Raw genomic sequence first — 16724 nt, forward strand, 5'->3', positions numbered from 1 at the left:
CACAGCACCGTCACGAGCAAGCTCACAACCCGACCTCTGCCGGTGAGCTCACTCGCGAAGGCGAAAGCGCGGGCTCACTCGCGGAAGGCGCTGTGTTTTTGTGCGGCGTTGCGGGTTGAGACCCCTTCAGGTCAACCCCAGCTTTCGTGGGCAGGCCGCCGCCGGCCTCGCCCGGCGACCCTTCACCGGCGCCCGTTGCCGCCATCCGTGCCGGTTTTGGGTCGGACGCGGCTCCAGGCGAGAACCCCGCCCGAAGCAATTCTGGCGGGGTTCTGCTTTCGGCTTCCGGAAAGCCGACTCTTCGGTGCGGTCAGATATCGCCGTTCAGCTTGTTCAGCCGTTCGCAGGCCGTGACGTACTCCTCGACCAGCCGGTTCATGACGTCGGCCGAGCGTTCCGTCTTGTTCATCATGCCGACCACCTGGCCGACCGGGTTGAAGTTCACGTCCTTGGCGGCTTCCGGGTAGCGGTGGCCGCGCTTCACGCCGTCCAGGGCAACCATCATCTGCAGCGGCATGGGCAGCGGGTCGGGGGTATCGGCGGACTCCCAGGCGTCGGTCCAGTCGTTGCGCAGCATACGGGCCGGTTTGCCGGTCCAGGCGCGGGAACGGATGGTGTCGTGGCTGGTGGCGTCGATATAGGTCTTCATCTGGGCGGGCGGCACATTGGCCTCTTCCACGGTCAGCCAGATGGAGCCGGTCCACGCGCCCGCGGCGCCCATCGCCATCGCGGCGGCGACCTGGCGGCCGTCGCCGATTCCACCGGCCGCGAGGACCGGCAGATCGCCCACGGCGTCGATGACCTGCGGCCACAGCACCAGCGAAGAGACCTCACCGCAGTGGCCGCCGCCCTCGGTGCCCTGGCAGACCACGAAGTCCAGGCCGGCGTCCTTGTGGTTCAGCGCGTGTTTCACCGAACCGCACAGCGCGCCGATCAACCGGCCGGATTCCTGGATCTGGGAGACGAACTCCGGCGGCGGGGTGCCGAGCGCGTTGGCGACCAGCTTCGCTTTCGGATGCCGCAGGATCACCTCGACCTGCGGCGCGGCAGTGGTGGCGGTCCAGCCGAGCAGCTGCGGATGGACCTCTTCTTCGGGAAGTTTCGGCACGCCGTGGTCGGCGAGGATCTTCTCGGCGAAGTCGCGATGTCCCTGGGGAACGTGTTTGGCGAGTTCGGCCTCGAGCTGTTCGGGGGACAGGCCGTCGATGCCCTTGCCCTCGTATTTGGAGGGGATGACGAGGTCGACGCCGTAGGGGTTGTCGCCCACGTGTTCGTCCAGCCAGGCCAGTTCGACCTCGAGCTGCTCGGCGGTGAACCCGACCGCGCCGAGTACGCCGAGACCGCCGGCGTTGCTGACCGCGGCCGCCACATCGCGGCAGTGGGTGAAGGCGAAGATGGGGAACTCGATCCCCAGCCGGTCGCAGATATCGGTACGCATGGCGGTGCTGTCTCCCTATGCCTGGAACAAGTTACATAATTGCCGCGCGGCGGCTGATCCGGCCGCTGTCACCCGTGCGGCCCGAATTCGGCGAACACCTCCGATAACGGTGGTCGGCGCAGTGGACCGCGACGGGTGTCATACCTTGAATGTAACACGTTCTAGTTTTATTGGAACCGGTTCAGCCGCGCGCTCTCGATCCGGCCGCCCGCACCGGCCTCGCCTCTTCCGGATCCGCGGCGGCGTGTACCCGCGGTGCCCGCGCCGGGACCCTCAGGAACACCCAGAACAACACCACCAGCAGGGTGGCCCGACCCCAGACGCCGAACCGGACCACCGCCTCCATCAGCTCGACCGAATGCCCGGCCCCCATCGTGTAGAAGTAGCGGAAGACGCCCACTCCGATCGCTATATCGGCGACCAGATAGCTCCATACCACCGGCCACGGCACCGCCAGCAGCACCAGGAACGGAATCAGCCACAGGGTGTACTGCGGCGAATGCACCTTGTGGAACAGCAGGAACCCGCACAGCATCGCCCCGCTGACGCCGAGCCACGGGTACACACCGGAGTGGGTGTACTGCCGCCATCCCGCCCCCAGGGCCACGGCGAACGACACGATGATCAGCGTCGGCGAGGCGATCGACACGATTTCGGTGAACGCGGCGCTGCTCAGCGGGTCGGAGCCGAACAGCGGCCGCAGACCCCAGTACCAGATCGAATTCGTGGTGATATCGGCCTCGCGTTGCTGCTGGAACTCGATCGAAGCCCGCCAGCCGTCGAAACCGGCCAGCGCGAACGGCAGATTGACCGCCACCACTGTGCCGCATGCGGCCGCCGCGGTGCCCAGCGCGCCGGCCACATCCGGCCGGGCGCGTTCTCCCGGGCCGGCGCGCCCCCGCTCCCCGCCGGTCAGCACGTACAGCAGCAGCGGGATCACGAAGATCGCCGGATAGATCTTGAAACAGAACCCCAGGCCCAGCAGCATCGCCGCCACCGCCCCGCGGACGCGTAACGGGCAGCGGGTCGCCGCCATCACCGCGGCGGCCGCCACCATCGTGCACACCACCGGAAGTTCCCAGTTGTGGAACGCGTACAGCACCAGCGGCGGTCCCGCGGCCCACAGCAGCGCGGCCCGCCCGGCCAAGCGGGCCAGCAGCCAGGCGGTGACCAGGGCGAACGGTGCCAGCAGCAGTGCCGAACGGAGCAGGAAGGCCGCGTCGTTGTGGGCTCCCAGCGCGCCGAGCCACATCAGCAGGCCGCTCAGCACCGGATATTCCACGGCACCGCCGGTAAGGGTGCCGTCGGCGGTGATGCCGCCGTGCACGTAGGGAAAAATATGCTGATCGATATCGCGGCCCAGCCAGAGGAACTGGATATCGGAATAACAGACCCGGGCGTCCTTGACGTAATCGAAAGCGGCACTGCGACCGTCGGCGCGGAAGGGGGCTCCGGCGCAGCGCGCCTTGTTGAGAAATGCCACCACGAGGGTCGCGCCGCACAACAGCACAACCATGAGGACGGCGGTACCGCGGCCGACGCGATCGGCCCCGGGCACACGTAGGGCCGGTCCGATCGACATACCGACACACTAGTGGGATACGCCACGTGCCGCCGCGCGATCGTATCGGCACCGGGCCGCCGGTGGTGCCCGCGTTCGACCAGGTCGGAAGATGTACGAGAAATAGTCGAAATCGACCTCGGGCCGAGCGTGGAATTCCATTTCGCGGCTTCGGTGGCGAGGTCGGCACAGTGACGAAGATCGATTTCGTTTCCGGCGGTCCACTCGGGTACTCTTGCCCGGTTGCTGACGCGACGACCCTCCTGCCACGGACCGTCCGTGGCCGACCCCAGACCACAGGAGGTGATTGGTTCGTGCGTCATTATGAAGTGATGGTCATCCTCGATCCGAGCATGGACGAGCGCACCGTCGGACCGTCCCTGGAAAATATGCTCGGCGTTGTCCGCACCGAGGGCGGCAAAATCGACAAGGTCGATATCTGGGGCCGTAAGCGCCTCGCCTACGAGATTCGTAAACAGGCCGAAGGCATCTACGCGGTGATCGATCTGACCGCCGAGCCCGCCACGGTGAACGAACTCGACCGCCAGCTGGGCCTCAACGAGCAGGTGCTGCGCACCAAGGTTCTGCGCAACGACAAGTAGTCCCGGCGCCACCGCCGTTTCGTCGGAGTCTGTCTCTAGGCTCTAGCGCAACAGGCGAGTGCACCCGGACTGCACACCGAGCAGGAGGAACCCCCCATGGCAGCTGGCGATACGGTAATCACGGTCATCGGAAATCTGACGGCCGATCCCGAGCTTCGATTCACGCCCGCGGGCGCGGCGGTGGCCAATTTCACCGTGGCCTCCACACCCCGCATTTTCGACCGTAATACCAACGAGTGGAAAGACGGCGAAGCGCTGTTCCTGCGCTGCAATATCTGGCGCGAGGCCGCGGAGAACGTCGCCGAGAGCCTGACCAGGGGATCCCGTGTGATCGTGAGCGGCCGGCTCAAGCAGCGCTCCTTCGAGACCCGTGAGGGCGAGAAGCGCACGGTCGTCGAGCTCGAGGTCGACGAAGTCGGCCCGTCGCTGCGGTACGCCACGGCCAAGGTCAACAAGACCAGTCGCGGTGGCGGCGGCGGTGGATTCGGTTCCAACAGTGGCGGTGGTGGTAACTACAACGCCGCAAACGGTGGCGGTGGACGGTCCGAGCAGGGCGCTGCGGACGACCCGTGGGGTAGCGCGCCCGCGGCCGGCTCCTTCGGGGGCGGGCGGATGGACGATGAACCGCCGTTCTGAGACGGCCCGCACCGGCCCGCGACAGCGGGCCACCAAGAATACGGAGTGAACGAAAATGGCCAAGGCACCGGCGCGCGAAAAGGTGCTCAAGAAGAAGGCTTGCACTTTCTGCAAGGAGAGCAAGTCCGGAATCGTCGACATCGACTACAAAGATGTGCCGCTGCTGCGCAAGTACGTCAGTGAGCGTGGCAAGATCCGCGCTCGCCGGGTCACCGGCAACTGCGTACAGCACCAGCGCGATATCGCCATCGCGGTGAAGAACTCGCGTGAGATGGCGCTGCTGCCCTACGTTTCGACGGCTCGCTGAGAAAGGTCGGTCAAGCATATGAAGCTCATTCTGACTGCCGATGTGGACAACCTCGGCGCTCCCGGCGACACCGTCGAGGTCAAGGACGGCTACGGCCGTAACTACCTGCTGCCCCGGGGGCTGGCCATCGTCGCCAGCCGCGGTGCGCAGAAGCAGGTCGAGGGAATTCGCCGGGCCCAGGAGGCCCGCCGGGTGCGCGATCTCGGCCATGCCAACGAACTGAAGCAGGCCATCGAGGGCCTCGAAGGGGTTTCGCTGTCGGTCAAGACCGCCGGCACCGGAAAACTCTTCGGTTCGGTCACCCAGTCCGATGTCGCCGCCGCCATCAAGTCGGCCGGAGGCCCGGTGCTGGACAAGCGGAGCATCGAACTGCCGAAGTCGCATATCAAGGCCACCGGTAAGCACCAGGTGACCGTCCATCTGCACCCGGACGTCGCCGCGAGGTTCGCGCTGGAGGTCGTGGCCGCCGGCTGAGCCGGTCCACGAATACATCACCCCGAAACCGGGGATCACGTCCGCTCGGCCATGGGTAAACGTGATCTCCGGTGGGTTGTGTTGTGCCATAGCAATCGATGGTTAGCCCGGAGATTGCTGAAATTCTTGTGACGGCGGGTGCCTGCATATCCGCGGGCGGCGCCGCTTCGAGCTGGGGGTGTCTTATCCACAAGACGTGAGTCCTGTGGATCGCTCACAAAACCAACCGGACGTAATGTGACGCAGCTCATATCTGTTCGCCTGTCTGTCAACTCAACACGCCCGGATGTTCAACATCTCCGACACGCCGATGCTTTGTTTATCCACACTGCGTGGTCGCGAAAAATCTGGATCTAGCTGGGTGTTTTCCCGGGCTGACCTGCGTTTTCCCCAAGTTGTCCACAAGTTGTGCACAACCTGAGGTGAACTATCCCCAGGTTATCCACAGGTCTGTGCACAGGCGTGGTTGGCATGTGGATAGAACCTCGCCTAGGTTCATCGCAGCACCATGTGCGACACCCCGCCACGATGCGGGGGCTCGGTTCTATCTGGGTGATAGCTGGTACGCCTGACCACTGGTCACCGGTGCCTCGGCATCCCGGCGAACTTGTCGGACCCGTGGGGTAGAACCGGTCGTCGAAGGGTGCGTCCGGTCAGAAGGAGAGGACGGTCGAGTCGGATGGCAGTCGTCGATGACCGCGGGCACACGGACTTCCCGCCGGAGCCTCCCGGCGAGGATTTCGGGCGCCAGCCGCCACACGATATGGCGGCCGAACAGTCGGTGCTCGGTGGCATGCTGCTCAGCAAGGACGCCATCGCCGACGTGGTCGAAGTACTGCGCTCCGGTGATTTCTACCGGCCCGCCCATCAGGCCGTATACGACGCCATCCTCGATCTCTACGGGCGCGGCGAACCCGCCGACCCGGTCACCGTCGCCGCCGGCCTGGACCGCAGCGGCGAACTGAAGAGAATCGGCGGTGCCCCCTACCTGGTCACGCTCACCCAGACCGTCCCCACTGCGGCGAACGCCGGTTTCTACGCCGAGATCGTGGCCGAGAAGGCGATCCTGCGCCGCTTGGTGGAAGCAGGCACCCGCATCGTGCAGTACGGCTACGCGGGCGCCGACGGCCAGGACGTCGCCGAGGTGGTCGACCGCGCCCAGGCCGAGGTCTACGAGGTCACCGAACGCCGGACCTCCGAAGATTTCCTCCCGCTGGAAGAGCTCCTCCAGCCCACCATGGACGAGATCGACTCCATCGCCTCCCGGGGCGGTATCTCCCTCGGTGTGCCGACCGGATTCTCCGAACTCGACGAACTCACCAACGGCCTGCACCCCGGCCAGATGATCATCGTCGCCGCGCGACCTGGCGTGGGCAAATCGACTTTGGGAATGGATTTCATGCGCAGTGCCTCGATTCGGCACGGGCTGGCGAGCGTGATCTTCTCGCTGGAGATGAGCCGGACCGAGATCGTCATGCGCCTGCTGTCGGCCGAGGCGAAGATCAAACTCGGGGATATGCGGGCCGGCCGGATGAGCGACGACGACTGGACCAAATTGGCGCGGCGGATGAGCGAGATCAGTGAGGCACCGCTGTTCGTGGACGATTCGCCGAACCTCACCATGATGGAGATCCGGGCCAAGGCGCGGCGACTCAAACAGCGCCACGACCTGAAACTCGTTGTGGTGGACTACCTCCAGCTGATGACCTCGGGTAAGAAGGTCGAATCCCGGCAGCAGGAGGTATCGGATTTCTCGCGAAACCTGAAGCTGCTGGCCAAGGAGCTGGAAGTTCCCGTCATCGCGATCAGCCAGCTGAACCGTGGTCCGGAACAGCGCACCGACAAGCGCCCACAAGTCTCTGACCTGCGTGAATCCGGCTCACTCGAGCAGGATGCGGACATGGTCATCCTGCTGCACCGGCCGGACGCCTTCGAGCGTGACGATCCGCGCGGCGGCGAAGCGGACCTCATCGTCGGCAAACACCGTAACGGGCCCACGGCGACCATCACCGTCGCCCACCAGCTGCACCTGTCGCGCTTCGTCGATATGGCCCGCGGCTGACCCTCTTGTAGGGTTCAGAACTCGTGTCGGAATCTCAGAATGATCGACGGTGTCGTAGCGGATCCGACATAGTTCTGAGATTCCGCTCCTGCTGCGGGCTGATTGGTGGATGATCTTCGCCAGTCGGCTTCCGTAGCGGGAGGTTTGAGTTGGCGAGCGTGAGTGCGCCGAGGTCTCGGCGGTTTGTCGGCGTCGATGCTGTCGAGGTCGCTTTTCGGCGTGCTGATGGATCCGAGCAGGTCCAGCCGCTGGAAGCCGTTAGGGCCGAGGTGTTGGGCGGGGCGGCTCCGTGGCGGTCGTTCCGCTGGTATCACGGCCAGCGGCGCTATTCGGGCTCGTATCGGTCGGCGACCGAGTCCGGGCATGTCGTCTACGAGTCGAGGCTCGAGCTGGCCCGGCTGTTGTTCGCCGATTTCGATTGTTCGGTGCAGCGGATCGTGGCGCAGCCTTTTCGGCTGCGGGTGGAGATCGGAGGCAGGGGTCGCCGGCACATCCCGGACTTCTTGCTGCACACCGGATCGGGTCCAGTGGTGGCCGATGTGAAACCTGCTAAACGGTTACAGAATCCGGAGGTCGCGTTCACGTTCGAGTGGACCGAGCAGGCGGTGGCGGCGCGTGGCTGGCGATATGAGGTCTGGAGCGAACCGGAGCCGATCGAACTGGGCAATATCCGATTCCTCGCGGGCTACCGGCGGGCTTGGTTGTTCGAGCCGGACGTCGACCTCGACGGCGAAATCCTCACAAGCCGCACCCGCGGCCGGAGAACCCCGATGACGCTGACGCCACTCGGCCAAGCCGTCCTCGACGCCATCTGCCACCGACAACCAGACATGCTGGTCGGTCACACGGAATAGAACCGCCACAACCGGACCGGTGGAAACTGTCGGCACTCACCGCTAGCGTCCATCCCGCTGACCGAATCCGACCATCGGAGTGAATCATGGGAACCGTAGTATCGTTCAAACGCATATCCGACGCACAACTGGCACAGATCGTCGCCGATCCGGACCAGTACTGGGAAGTGATCGACGACGACCCGGGCAGCACCGTGCCCGACGGTTATCTCGACAAAGCCTGGTCCGGCCTTTCCGACCTCCTCATGAGTTCCGGCACCGGGATAAACCTCATCGCCGACGGCGAGCTGATCGATGGCTCCGAAGGTTTGTTCTACTGGTCGTCCGCACTGGTCCAGCGGACCGCGGAAAAGCTGGGCGACATACCTTTCGCCACACTCGCCGCTCACTACGAAACCACACCCGCCGACGACGAGCTCGACTACTTGCGCGAGTACTACGACGTGCTGGTGAAATTCTTCGGTTCGGCCGCCACCGCAGGTTCCGCAGCAGTCATGTCCATGGGTTGACAGACGGCCGCCACGGATCTCCGGGCGGTTCAGGCGTTCGTTCCCGAGGATTCGCAGTCACTTTTCAGGACATCTGGCACTGGGTTGTCAATCCCGAGGAAATGCCACCGATTTGAGACCGCAACCCGCCATGTCACCATGAGACTGATACCAAAACCACAGGTCACAGCATTACGAGATGCCACGAATTCTGGGACCCTACAACCGAGGTGTAGGGTCTCAGAACTCGTGGCCAGATCTCGGAAAGTTTGGCCATGATTCGGCCAGTAGGCCATCGAACCGGTTCCGCACCGTAGGCCACAGACCGGCTGCACAGCGTCAGAGAACCGTCCAGTCGAGTGTCAGTCCCGCCAGGGACGGTCCCCGACCAGTGTTGCTTCGGCGCCGCCGTCGGCGAAGATCACCTGACCGGTGACGAAGCAGTTCTCCGGGCCCGCCAGCCAGCTGATGAGGTGCCCGACCCATTCCGGTCGCCCCGGGAAGCCCCCGAGGGGCTGCGGCGCGGCGGCCTCGACGGCTGTACGCACTTCGTCGTCGGCGAAGATCCACGCGGCGGCCGGGGTGTCCACAACACCGGGGGCGACCGCGTTGAGCGGGATGCCGGTGCCGGCCCATTCGGGCGAAGGGGCGGCTCTCCGCACCCACCTGTTCAGGGCGCGCTTGGCGATGCCGTAGGCGGAATCGCGCAGGGCGGGGTCGGCGTCCACCAACGCGGTTGCGGTAGCTTCGTCGCCGTCCGCGCAGGCCCGCAGGATTCGTTCGTCCGCGGGCGCCAGTGATGCGGTCGAGGACACGGCGACAGCCCGGGGCGCGTCGCTGCGCGCCAGGAGAGGTCGCAGCCCCTCGAGCGTTGCCACTGCGCCGAAGTAGTTCGTCTCGAGGAGCCCGGTCCGGCCGCCGCCGGCGATCGCCAGCACCGCATCGATGCGCCCCCACTTCGCGACCTGGTCCACCAGTGATCGGCGGCCGTCCGGCGTCGACAGGTCGGTGATGATGTCGGCGTCGCGCAGGTCGCAGCCGATGACCCGGGCACTTCGGTCACGCAGGATCGTCGCGGTGGCAGCGCCGATGCCCGAGGCCGAGCCGGTGACGACATATCTGCGTTCGGTCACCAGCCTGCCCCGCCCGCGTTATCGTCGGCAGGTTCGACCACGAGGTGCGGTGCGCCCTTGCGCCGGAAGTACGCCCGGCTACCCACCTCGGCGAGGACGATCACCGCCACGAGTTTGAGCGCACCGATCAGTGGGACGCTGTCGATCGGCATCGTGTAGGCCAGCACCACCGTGGTCGCCGCGTCCAGCAGCAGCGCGGAACCCCAGATCATCGTGCCCACGTACACAACTCGGCGGAAAGCTGGCGTATCACGCCACGCACCGTTGATCTGCTCGCGCGACGAACCGCCGGTGAAGAGCCGTAAAACGGCCAGGTAGTACGGGGTCCGCAGGAGCGTGAGGAAAATCCATACGCCCGCCAGCCCGGTGATCCAGCCGTCGCGCGCCAGCAGGGTCCTCGGGCTGCCGGTCAGGAACGAGAGCCCAACGCTGAGAAGCAGGACGGACATGACGAGACCGCCGAGCATGTCGATCCGTCGATTCACGATCACCGAGTGCACCGCTTTGGCGGCCGGTGCAACCAGCCCGAGCATCAGGGCCCACCAATGGTCGACTCCGGCAGCGCGCAATCCGTAGCACACCGCAATCGGCGCCACTGCGTTGACCAGCAGGCTGAGAACGATCGCGCGTTGCGCGCCGGCCTCGCCACTGGTAGATGCCGGATCCGCTCCAGGCGGCGTGCGGTTCACCGTCGCCCCACCAGAATCGGGGCGCCCGTACTGTTGACCATACAGTCAACAGTAACTGACCGGAGGGTCAATAGTTGAGGCGGGTGAGTGCCTCATGTGATATTTCGGATCCGCGGACGGACCTGCTCCGGGGTCAGCTCCGGGCCTGCATGCCACCGAGCAGGATCGCTGCCAGTTCCGCGGCGTAGTCACACGGATCGACGTCGGGATGCTCTTCGAGGTAGGCGAGCATGATGTCGATCGAGCCCTGGTAAGTGACCGCCATGACCCTGGTGTCGAAGGCGCCCAGACTGCCCTCGGCCTGGCCGCGACGGAACAGCTCCTCCTGCCCGCGGTAGGTCTCCTCGTAGAAGTCGGCAGTCACCGGTTCGCCACCGTCCGGGCGGCGCAGGTTGTGAATGATGCGGTTCAGCGCGACCAGTTCGTTCCGACGGGTCCGGATCTGCGAGGCGGCCTCGCGCAGGGCCGCGCGGATAATGTCCGGCACGGGCCGATCGAGGTCGAGCGCGTCAACGATATGTTCCCGCAAGGTCTCCATCGTCGCCTTCGCCGTCGCGGCCATCAGGTCGTCCTTGCCTGCGAAATAGTGCCATACCAACCCCTTGGCGACATCGGCGCGCTGGGCGATCCGGGTCAGCGACGCGCCCTCGTAGCCGCGGTCGACGACCTCCTGGATTGCCGCCACCATGATCTGTTTCCGTCGTTGATCTTCGCTGAGGCGTTGGCGCGGGCCGCGTGGCAGGCGGGGAGCGGAAGTCATGATAGAGCCGGCTCCGGCAAAGGGTTCCTGTCCACGCCGCGCATTTTACTGCCCGCGATTCGAGGCCCAGGCCCAGCGCACCCTCGGCGACACCCGTGAAGAAATGCCACAGATTTGAGACCGATCACGGCGGCCAGCCCGTGAGACGACCTCAGTAACCACAGTTCACGGCCCCGCGGGATGCCATGGATTTCGAGACCCTACATAGGGTCTCAAAGCTCGGTTCCGCACCCTTGCTGCCAGATTGGCATGCCCGACTGTTGCGGTGACCGAGCAACCTTCGCCGACTGCCCCGGCCGTCCGTATGCGTACCTTCTTACGAGCGGCTCGGCGTGGGGGTCCGAGTGCCCGGTAGCCGAGTTAGAGGTGTTCGCAGGAACACGGACACGACTTCGGCTGCACCGATGAATTCCTGGCGGATCCGCCGTCGATACCTCTGGACACGCCGACAGCGGTAGGTCGGACCAAAAGCAATCGATCCGGACAGTGATTCGGCGGGGTGAGTGGGAGGCGCAGTGAGCGGTGCGAGAGTGTTGGTGGCGGGAGCCGGCATTGCAGGACCCGCGCTGGCCCACTGGTTGCACCGGCGGGGAGCTGTGGCGACCGTGGTGGAGCGGGCCGCCGAACTGCGTCCCGGTGGCCAGGCCGTGGACGCGCGTGGAGTGACCAAGGAAGTCATCCGGCGGATGGGGCTGGACCCGGCGGTACGCGCGGCCTGCACCCAGACCATCGGCGCATACACCGTGGATGCGGCCGGGAACGTGCTGGAGACCTTCCGCGTGGACGACGACGGCGGCGACGGATTCATCGCGGAGATCGAGATCCTGCGCGGTGACTTGTCGCAGGTGCTCTACGAGGACACTCGTGACGATGTCGAATATATCTTCGGCGACCGGATCGCCGAGCTCTCTCAGGACCCGGACGGGGTCGAGGTGGTCTTCGACAGCGGTAACCGGCGGCGTTTCGAGCTGGTGGTCGGAGCCGACGGGCTGCATTCGGCGCTGCGCACGATGGCTTTCGGGCCGCACGAGCAGTTCGTCCGCCACCTCGGGCACGTGCTGGCCTTCTTCAGCGTGCCCAACGAGTTCGGGCTCGACAAATGGCTGATCGAGTATCAGGAGTCCGGGCGCTCGGCCGGGCTGAGGCCGATACAGGACGCCACCCGGGCGATGGCCATGTTCTCCTTCCCCGCGGCCGACGTCGATTACCGCGATATCGAGGCCCAGAAGCTGGTTGACCCCGCGCATCCTCGCGCATCTGGACGACACCCCGGACTTCTATCTCGATCAGGTCGCCCAGGTCGTGATGGATCGCTGGTGGCGTGGGCGGGTGGGGCTGCTCGGCGACGCGGCGTTCAGCTCCTCCCCGATGTCGGGACAGGGCACTGGGCTGGCCCTGGTCGGCGCCTATGTGCTGGCCGGCGAGCTGGCTGCTGCCGAGTGGAATCCAGAGATCGGTTTCGCCTGCTATGAGGCGCGGATGCGCTCGTTCGTCGAGGCCAATCAGGAGATCGCCCAACTGAATGCCCGCAGCCGCGACATCCCCGGGTCCGATGCCGAGCCGGGCCCCGATTTCACCGGAGAGTGGTTCGCCGAGCTGGTCGAGCGCGCGATCAACGGCGTCGAACTGCCCAACTACGCGGGGCTGCCGGACTCCGGAGTCCTGGCCGGACCGCTGACCGCCTCGTCGGCCAAGCCGTAAGTGTCACATAGCGGGCCAAGGTACGGTTCTCTCGTCGAATTAGGACGGTAACTGTCCTGATTCCGCGACACACTCGGCTCATGAGCGGAACCGAATCGACTCCGGATCAGACCGACATCACCGACTACAACGATCCGAACGCGCCGTGGAACCAGGCGTGGGACCAGGAAGGCGGCATTGCCAACTGGAACGATGATGTGATCAAGGAGTTCCGGGAGAACTCGGGCAAAGGTGGGCGGCGCTTACGCGGGCGGGGACCTCATCCTGCTCACACCGCGGGAGCCAGGAGCGGCAAGCGGCACACGACTCCGCTGGGCCCCCTGTACCGGGGCGACACCATGTACGTGAGTTCGTTCATCGAGGACAAGTACCCGGCCTGGTGGTACAACATCAAGGCGAATCCGCAGGTCACCATCGAGCTCCGGGACAAGACCTACCAGGCGACCGGCAAGGTGCTCGAAGGCGCGGACTACGACGAGTTCGCAGCCTGGGTGCTGGCCGACAACCCCCTGCTGGCAGACTTCCAGTCCACCAAAGTCGATCGGCCTATACCGCTGGTCGTGCTGACCCTTGACGGCGAGGGTTGAGCGCTTCCGGGAACCTCCCGGCCACGGAGTACCGGATGGTGTGCACCCGCTGCGCAGCAGAACCAGGATGCTGCCGGAGGTCGCACTCAGTAGTGCGTCCTGCACGCCTCGCAATGCGTTCACCAAAGCTCTGAGATGCGATCTGCGCCTCCCGGTGGGCTCGTCCGCCGGGAGGTGAATGCACCCCGAGGCAAGAAGAGATCATCGCCGACCTGTTCGCCGACCACATCGCCAACTATGACCTGGCCGGGTCCTGAGTCGGATTGCACCTCACGCTACGTCAGGGTTTACCGTCGGGCCGGTGACGATCACTGTTCTCGATTCCTACTCGGCAATGAAGCAAATCCTGCAGGCACCGATGGCCGATCGAGAAGACATGCTGCGGGCGATGCTCGAACCGACGACCGGGATGTACCGGTACTTCCCGGGAGAGGTCGACCTGGTGGCGTTCCACCGGCAGTCGGCCGGGTTCCCGCTCGACCGCGACGGACAACGTTGCCTCGACGCCCTCGAAACGCTCGCGGCGGCCGATGCCTGGAAGCGCATGCAGCGTGCGGCCGACGACGCGGCAGCCGTATTGCTCGCCGCGACACCGGGGTTCCAAGCGCCGGACATCACTGTGCTCGTGGTGCTCGGCGACCCGGGCGATACCAACTTCATGGGCCCGAGTCTGGGCGTCACCGGCTTCGGCGGTATCTCCGGCTACATCACGATCACATTGTGGCCGTACCCGGAGAACCTGGAGCGTCTGGAGTGCACCGCGGTGCACGAACTCCACCACAACCTGCGCTACAGCCCCGGCGGTGTGGTGTGGGATCCGATGACCGTCACCGTCGGTGAGCATGTGGTGGGCGAGGGTTTGGCCGACGCTTTCGCTCGCGAACTCTATGGTGACGACCTCGGCTACGCCCGCCTCGGCGTGCCGACCTTGCACGATGACGAGTCATTCACAAAAGTTGTTTCCGGGCTGCATATCACCGGGATGCAGAGCTTCACGGCCTGGGTACACGGCGACACCATCGCCGAGCACCTGGGCGTGACCCCGGTCGGATTGCCGACGGGAGCGGGGTATTCCGCTGGCAACAGGTTGGTCGACGCCTACCTCGCGGCGACGGGTAAGTCCGCGGCCCAGGCGCTGCACGCCGACAGCGCGGAAGTAATCGCCACCGCGCTCACGGCGAACCGGTAGGTGCCGTCCCTCCAAGTAGTCCGGATCGCGCCGAACCGGTCCAGCTTCGAACCCCGCCGCGGATACGACTTCCGACGGCTACGTCATCGCCGGATTGTTGCCGTCCCTCGGTGCGGGCCTCGGGGACGGTACCGCTGCGGCTGGGCGCTTGGTGACCGTATTCCCTCTGGCCTACGGCAGTCGGCGTAACGGTGGCGGGCCGACTCACCACTCGGATGTCCCGGCGAGGTGTGCTGATCTTCAGCCCGGCCGGGTTAGCCGCAGCCCGCGTCGTGCGCCGACATTCGACTGCCGGGTGGGGTCTCGAAATGCGGAGCCAGATCTCATAAAGAGTGGCCGACCACGTGTGAACGCCGACCCCTCAGGACTTCCCTGCGAGTCGGCGTTCGCTCCGGTCCCGAGTCCGGGTGGAAGGCCACCAGGCCTGAGGCAGCAGGCGAGCCGGTCGTCGCTACAGACGCTGGAGCGATGTTCACGCGGAGGCTGCGACCGTGTCCCTTGCCAGTTCGCGGTAGTAGCTGCTGGACGTCGTGAGCTCGGCATGAGTCCCTATGGCCTCTACTCGACCGTCACTGATCACTACGACTTTGTCGACGTCGCGGATCGTCGAGTACCTGTGGGCGGCGACGATGACGGTGCAGCGACCGCGCAGCTTCCGCAGGGTCTGTGAGATAGCCGCTTCGCTGAGAGGGTCGAGGTTGGAGGTGGGCTCATCGAGCAGAAGAAGCTCCGGTTCTGTCAGCAGGGCTCGGGCGATGGCCAGGCGCTGCCGCTCACCACCCGACAATGACTGCCCATGCTCGCCGACCTGTGCTTCGAGGCCCCCGTCGAGCCGATCGAGGACATCGGTGAATCCAGCGAGCTCGACAGCGCGCTCGATTTGCTCCTCGGTGGCGTGCGGACGAGCGTATGTGAGGTTCTCGCGGACTGTGCCGTGCATGATCGGAGCGCCTTGTTCGACGAAGGCGATACGACGACGGTGGGCGCTGAGGTGGAGCCGGGAGGCCTCGGTACCGTCGATGACGATCATCCCGTTGTCGGGTTCGTAGAAGCGTTCGATCAGTGCCAGGAGCGTACTCTTTCCACTGCCGGAGCGGCCGACCAGCGCGACCTGATCCCCGCTGTGCACCGCGAAGTTCACGTCGTCGAGGACACGGCGTGAGGGCTCGTAGGAGAAGGTCACGCCGCGGATTTCGACGGTCGCCGCCCGATCTCGGTTGCTGCCCTCCGGGGTGTCGGCACGGTCACTGTGCCCTGGGGGAAGACCGTCGCCTTCGATCTCCAAGCGCAGGGCTTCGGCAACACGCTGGAATGCTCCCATCCCGCGCTGGATGGATCCGAGTAGAGCGATGGAGCCGGCGACCGGTGTTGCCAGGAGTGTGGCGTACAACAGGAAGGCGACCAGCTCACCGATTTGCATGTGACCGCCGGCAACCCGGATGCCACCGATCAGCAACAGGGCCAGAAACGACCCGTTGGCCGCTGCCAGCGTTGCGGGGCGAATCACCGATTCCAGGCGTGCGGCGTGGACGCCGCTGTTGAATGTGTTGTCCGCTTGGGCGGTGAGCCGGGTTGCTTCCCGGTCTTCGGCCAGACTCGCCCGCACCGTGCGCAGCGAGCTGAGGGCGCGCTCGGTGTCCGCGGTGAGTGCGCCGACACCGGCCTGCACGCTCTCCGAGGCAGTTCGTATCCCGGATAGCGCTCCGGTCACCAGGAGGCCGGCCGCGACGGTGGTGAACAGCGCGACGACGGTCATGAACGGACTGAGCCAGATCATGACGGCCAAAGCCGCGACCACCGACACCGCCGAGATGCCGAATTGGATCACGCTGGTTACCGCGTCCTCACGCAGAGCCGCGGTGTCTGTCCCCAACCTGGAGGTGAGATCGCCTACTCGCATCCGGTCCAGCACCGGCATCCGCACCCGTAGGAGGCGGTGGACGAGTCGTGCACGCAGGTCGAGTACGACTCGCTCGCCGGTACGTGCGATGAGAAAGTTGCCGAAGGTGTCGAACACTGCCTGCGCCATGAACACGACGACCAGCAGTGCGACAAGACCGGCTGTTGTGCGCCCGCCCGAGACCGCGTCGATGATCCGCATGGTGAGCATCGGCTGCGCGATGCCCATTCCGGTACCGGCCAGCAGCAGCAGTGCGCCGAGGCCTACCTCCCCTCGGTGTCCACGCAGTAGTGCGATCAGATCGCGGTATCGGACGCGGTCATCGAACGCCGTCGCTGGCACC

The 16724-nt window shown here is 65.5% G+C and carries 16 protein-coding genes and 1 pseudogene; 11 read left to right on the forward strand and 6 right to left on the reverse strand.

Annotated elements, in window-relative coordinates; all coding sequences use genetic code 11:
• Nucleotides 1-310: 310 nt before the first annotated feature.
• Complete coding sequence (locus NF4_RS03340; RefSeq protein ID WP_063062018.1) at nt 311-1438, reverse strand: NAD(P)H-dependent flavin oxidoreductase; 1128 nt, start codon at nt 1436-1438, stop codon at nt 311-313.
• Nucleotides 1439-1619: 181 nt separating this feature from the next.
• On the reverse strand, nt 1620-3020 hold the full coding sequence (locus NF4_RS03345) for a glycosyltransferase family protein (RefSeq protein WP_439956726.1): 1401 nt from the start codon (nt 3018-3020) through the stop codon (nt 1620-1622).
• 293 nt (nt 3021-3313) lie between these two features.
• Between NF4_RS03345 and rpsF the strand changes: the two genes are divergently transcribed.
• The 7 genes from rpsF to NF4_RS03380 all read left to right on the forward strand — a co-directional run bounded on the left by rpsF (nt 3314) and on the right by NF4_RS03380 (nt 8443).
• Nucleotides 3314-3601: a 30S ribosomal protein S6 gene (rpsF, locus tag NF4_RS03350; RefSeq protein ID WP_063042545.1), complete on the forward strand. Its 288-nt coding sequence runs from the start codon at nt 3314-3316 to the stop codon at nt 3599-3601.
• Nucleotides 3602-3697: 96 nt separating this feature from the next.
• Entirely contained in the window at nt 3698-4237 is a 540-nt protein-coding gene (locus NF4_RS03355) for a single-stranded DNA-binding protein (RefSeq protein WP_039827426.1), read from the forward strand.
• A 55-nt stretch (nt 4238-4292) separates the two neighbouring features.
• Nucleotides 4293-4544 carry a 30S ribosomal protein S18 gene (gene rpsR, locus NF4_RS03360; RefSeq protein ID WP_063062020.1) on the forward strand — a complete coding sequence of 84 codons (252 nt, stop codon included), beginning with the start codon at nt 4293-4295 and terminating at the stop codon, nt 4542-4544.
• A gap of 18 nt (nt 4545-4562) precedes the next feature.
• Nucleotides 4563-5018 (forward strand): 50S ribosomal protein L9, encoded by a 456-nt coding sequence (gene rplI / locus NF4_RS03365; protein ID WP_063125834.1) that lies wholly within the window; start codon nt 4563-4565, stop codon nt 5016-5018.
• Between the two features lie 679 nt (nt 5019-5697).
• Entirely contained in the window at nt 5698-7080 is a 1383-nt protein-coding gene (gene dnaB / locus NF4_RS03370) for a replicative DNA helicase (RefSeq protein WP_030524536.1), read from the forward strand.
• Between the two features lie 158 nt (nt 7081-7238).
• Nucleotides 7239-7934 carry a TnsA-like heteromeric transposase endonuclease subunit gene (locus tag NF4_RS36245; protein ID WP_232330302.1) on the forward strand — a complete coding sequence of 232 codons (696 nt, stop codon included), beginning with the start codon at nt 7239-7241 and terminating at the stop codon, nt 7932-7934.
• An 86-nt stretch (nt 7935-8020) separates the two neighbouring features.
• Complete coding sequence (locus NF4_RS03380) at nt 8021-8443, forward strand: DUF1877 family protein (RefSeq protein ID WP_063125835.1); 423 nt, start codon at nt 8021-8023, stop codon at nt 8441-8443.
• Between the two features lie 341 nt (nt 8444-8784).
• Here the strand turns inward: NF4_RS03380 and NF4_RS03385 are convergent, their stop codons facing one another.
• The 3 genes from NF4_RS03385 to NF4_RS03395 all read right to left on the reverse strand — a co-directional run bounded on the left by NF4_RS03385 (nt 8785) and on the right by NF4_RS03395 (nt 10932).
• A complete protein-coding gene (locus NF4_RS03385; protein WP_084532827.1) occupies nt 8785-9555 on the reverse strand; it encodes an SDR family oxidoreductase in 771 nt (256 codons plus the stop codon).
• Nucleotides 9552-10244, reverse strand: a complete 693-nt coding sequence (locus tag NF4_RS03390) for a VC0807 family protein (protein WP_063125837.1) — start codon at nt 10242-10244, stop codon at nt 9552-9554. The genes NF4_RS03385 and NF4_RS03390 overlap by 4 nt, the downstream gene beginning before the upstream one ends.
• 133 nt (nt 10245-10377) lie before the next feature.
• Nucleotides 10378-10932, reverse strand: a complete 555-nt coding sequence (locus NF4_RS03395; protein WP_063125838.1) for a TetR/AcrR family transcriptional regulator — start codon at nt 10930-10932, stop codon at nt 10378-10380.
• A gap of 608 nt (nt 10933-11540) precedes the next feature.
• On the opposite strand from NF4_RS03395, the pseudogene NF4_RS03400 reads away from it, so the two are divergent.
• From NF4_RS03400 to NF4_RS03410, 4 genes and pseudogenes are all read left to right on the forward strand, one after another.
• Nucleotides 11541-12137, forward strand: a pseudogene (locus NF4_RS03400) (FAD-dependent monooxygenase); the annotation flags it as partial.
• 172 nt (nt 12138-12309) lie between these two features.
• Nucleotides 12310-12705: an FAD-dependent monooxygenase gene (locus tag NF4_RS40375; RefSeq protein ID WP_501193523.1), complete on the forward strand. Its 396-nt coding sequence runs from the start codon at nt 12310-12312 to the stop codon at nt 12703-12705.
• Between the two features lie 80 nt (nt 12706-12785).
• The gene (locus NF4_RS03405) at nt 12786-13292 is read left to right on the forward strand and encodes a nitroreductase/quinone reductase family protein (protein WP_232330294.1); all 507 of its coding nucleotides are present in this window, start codon (nt 12786-12788) and stop codon (nt 13290-13292) included.
• Between the two features lie 301 nt (nt 13293-13593).
• Nucleotides 13594-14481: a DUF2268 domain-containing putative Zn-dependent protease gene (locus NF4_RS03410; RefSeq protein WP_063125839.1), complete on the forward strand. Its 888-nt coding sequence runs from the start codon at nt 13594-13596 to the stop codon at nt 14479-14481.
• A gap of 472 nt (nt 14482-14953) precedes the next feature.
• On the opposite strand, the gene NF4_RS03415 is transcribed toward NF4_RS03410, so the two are convergent.
• Nucleotides 14954-16723, reverse strand: a complete 1770-nt coding sequence (locus NF4_RS03415; protein ID WP_157119940.1) for an ABC transporter ATP-binding protein — start codon at nt 16721-16723, stop codon at nt 14954-14956.
• Nucleotide 16724 lies beyond the last annotated feature (1 nt).

Source organism: Nocardia fusca NBRC 14340 (assembly GCF_001618425.1).
Lineage (GTDB): Bacteria > Actinomycetota > Actinomycetes > Mycobacteriales > Mycobacteriaceae > Nocardia > Nocardia fusca.